Origin of the sequence: Streptomyces alkaliphilus, assembly GCF_014141535.1 — a bacterium.
GTDB lineage: Bacteria > Actinomycetota > Actinomycetes > Streptomycetales > Streptomycetaceae > Streptomyces > Streptomyces alkaliphilus.
The window spans coordinates 1-2,465 of the sequence record NZ_VKHT01000777.1 but is presented as its reverse complement, the minus strand read 5'-3'; the positions used below and the strand labels follow the sequence as shown (position 1 = coordinate 2,465).

Annotated in this window: 3 protein-coding genes; 2 read left to right on the top strand and 1 reads right to left on the bottom strand. The window is 70.5% G+C overall.

The window, feature by feature from the left end:
• Positions 1 to 740, top strand: a 740-nt coding sequence (uppS, locus tag FNQ90_RS19655; RefSeq protein WP_182607577.1) for a polyprenyl diphosphate synthase, incomplete at its 5' end; no start/stop codon positions are given.
• A 326-nt stretch (positions 741 to 1,066) separates the two neighbouring features.
• Positions 1,067 to 1,840: a class I SAM-dependent methyltransferase gene (locus FNQ90_RS19650; RefSeq protein WP_182607576.1), complete on the top strand. Its 774-nt coding sequence runs from the start codon at positions 1,067 to 1,069 to the stop codon at positions 1,838 to 1,840.
• Between the two features lie 51 nt (positions 1,841 to 1,891).
• Here FNQ90_RS19650 and FNQ90_RS19645 read toward each other — a convergent pair.
• Positions 1,892 to 2,465 (bottom strand): vitamin K epoxide reductase family protein (locus tag FNQ90_RS19645; protein ID WP_228471411.1); only part of this gene is annotated, 574 nt, incomplete at its 5' end.

Genomic DNA, 2,465 nt, shown 5'->3' with positions numbered 1-2,465 from the left:
ACCTCCTGCCCCGGCACGTGGCGATCATCATGGACGGCAACGGACGATGGGCCACCCACCGGGGCCGACCACGCACCGCCGGCCACGCCGTCGGCCAACAGGCCGTGCGGGAAGCCGTCTACGGAGCCCTGGAGATCGGCGTGCCCTGTTTGAGCCTCTACGCCCTGTCCACGGAGAACCGGACACGTCCCGCCGACGAGGTCGGCGCGATCCTGCACCTCTTCCGGGCCGGCCTCGACATGGAAACCGAGGAGCTCTGGCAGCAGGACATTCGACTGCGCTGGTCCGGCACGCCGGAGGGAATGCCGGCGGACCTCCTGCGCTCCCTGCGCCGAACCGAGCACGCCACGCGCAACCGGAACGCCCTGACCCTGAACATGTGCGTCAACTACGGCGGGCGCGAGGAGATCACCCGGGCCGCCCGCGTGTTGGCCCGCCAAGCGGCTGACGGGTCCATCGACCCCGAGACCCTCACCTCCCACCATCTCGCCGCCCACCTGCATCAGCCCGACCTCCCGGAGGTGGACCTGCTCATCCGCACCGGCGGCGAGATGCGCACCTCCAACTTCCTGCCGTGGCAGTCGACCTACGCCGAACTCGTCTTCCTCGACACCCTCTGGCCGGACACCGACCGCACCCACCTGTGGCGGGCCGTCGACACCTACGCGTGCCGCGACCGTCGCTTCGGGGGCGCGCGGTCGTCGCCCGACCCCGTAGACGAACCCGGGGTCCCCGGCTGACCTCTCGGGGTCCTGCGCGGGTTCCGTACGGGCTCGCCGGTCTTCTCCGGCCGATGCCGCCCCGCCCTGTGCTTTTCCCGGTTGGGCGGCTTCTCGGGAAGCGGTACCGGTCCGTGAGGGGGTGACGGCCCATGGGTCACACCTCGTGTTCTCCGCTACGGGGTGTGACCCCCCTCCGGGCCCCCTCCACGCACCGTGGAAGGGGCCCCGGCCGTGGTGGGGCGTCGCGGGAGCGGGCTTCCGAAAGAAAAAGTTAGTGATAATCATTTTCAGTAGTAGGTTGGGGGTGGTCGCGACCATCGGAGAAGCAAGGGGAGGACCAACGGATGGGTGTGAGCGGGAGGACGGCCGGGATGTGGGTGGGGCGCTGGGAACGGCAACAGCAGCGTTACGCGGTGGACCGGGAGGAGCGGTTCACGGTGATCTCCGACGTGGTGGAGCACCTCTGCACCGGTCGGGACCGACCGCTCCTGCTCGACCTCGGATGCGGCCCCGGCTCCCTGTCCGCCCGACTCGCCCGTCGTCTGCCGGGGGCGGAGATCGTGGCGGTGGACGCGGACCCGCTCCTGCTGGAACTGGCGCGCGCCCACCACGCGGACGCCGCCCGATATGTGAACTCGGTGATCGGTCGGGACGGCTGGGTCGAGGCCCTGGCCCCGGGCCGTGCCCCGGACGTCGCCGTCTCCACGACGGCCCTGCACTACCTTCCCGTCCCCGTCCTGCTGCGGACCTACCGGGACCTCGCGGCTCTCCTCCGCCCCGGCGGGGCGTTGATCAACGGAGACCATTTCCCGCCGGAGGAGCGGTCCTGCTCGGACCTCACCGCGCTGGTGGGGCGTCGCCGGGTCGAGCGGGCGGGTGGGCCCGCTGCCGAGGACTGGGAGGCCTGGTGGAAGGCGGCGGCCGCGGACCCGGAACTCGCCGAGCTGTTCGAGCGTCGGGAGGGGAGCCGTCCCTCCTTCGACGCGCAGGAGGGTGAGGGCAATCGGGACCTCTCCGTACGCCACCACACCGAACTGCTGCACCGGGCGGGCTTTCGTCACGTCACGCCGGTGTGGCAGGTGGGGGACAGCGTCGTGCTCGTGGCGCTGAAGGACTGACGCCCCGGGGCACGTCTCCCGCCGACGCCTCACCGTCACCCGCCGGTCCGGTCAGAGCAGACCGCTCCAGTACTCCCGGAAACGGGTGAGAACGAGCATCGCGATCACGCCGTACCAGGCGGCGAGGAGGAGAGCCCGGTTCTCCAGCACCACGGTGAGGACACGCCGGCCGCCGGAGGGCACCGGGACGATGCCGTGCCGCAGGTTGCGCAGCGTCAGATACCAGAACAGCGCGATGGTCACGAACCAGACGACCATGCAGTACGGGCACAGACGGCCCAGCTCGTACAGCGACTGGTGGATGAACCAGTGGGTGAACGCCACCCCCGCGAGGGCACCGGCGTTCAGGCCCCACCACAGCAATCGGTGCAGGCGGGCGCCTCCGAGGACGGTGAGACCGAGCGCGGCCACGACGGCGAAGGCGCCCAGACCCACCATCGGGTTGGGGAAGCCGAACACGCTGCCCTGCCGGGAGAACATCGCCTCGACACAACCGATGACCGAATCGATGTCACACGAGGGCCGGTGGGTGGGGTCCTTCAGCAACCGCCATTCGTCCACCGAGAGCCGGAAGGAGGCGAGCCAACCGATGACCCCGGTGAGGGCCATCACCCACCCGAGGTCC